This is a genomic window from Mesorhizobium sp. M5C.F.Ca.ET.164.01.1.1, from assembly GCF_004792125.1.
Taxonomy (GTDB): domain Bacteria; phylum Pseudomonadota; class Alphaproteobacteria; order Rhizobiales; family Rhizobiaceae; genus Mesorhizobium; species Mesorhizobium wenxiniae.
Window position 1 is genome coordinate 1 of the sequence record NZ_SRTG01000264.1, and the last position, 352, is coordinate 352.

Annotated in this window: 1 protein-coding gene; it reads right to left on the reverse strand. The window is 58.5% G+C overall.

The genetic code is table 11. The annotated features are described in order from the left end of the window. The coding region (locus EN807_RS33400) for a hypothetical protein (RefSeq protein WP_135938006.1) at nucleotides 1-268 on the reverse strand (268 nt) is incomplete at its 3' end. Nucleotides 269-352 lie beyond the last annotated feature (84 nt).

The following is a 352-nucleotide window of genomic DNA, read 5'->3' on the forward strand; positions in this document are numbered from 1 at the left end:
CACGGAACGCCGTATGGCCCGCGTCGGTAAGGATCAAGGACTCGAAGCTGTTGGCATGTTTGGGATGGGCGGTGGTTTCCAGAAAGCCTCGAGCCTTGAGGCGTTCTGCCGTCTCGTCCCCGCAGCCCTTAATCTTACTCGAGTGAACCGCGATGTTCGGGCCATAAGAGCTTAGCTGCTTTAGGGCATTTCGCTCCCGTTTCCCGAGCGGAGTGCCTGGGATCGAGGCTTTCCATTTTTCCTCGGCGGCCTTCTGCAGCTCCATCATTTCCCTTTGGCCCATGGTAAGCGGATCGAATCCCAGCCGATCGTAGTAGTCTTGGAGCGGATCTCTTTTGCGCCCCGACCCCGG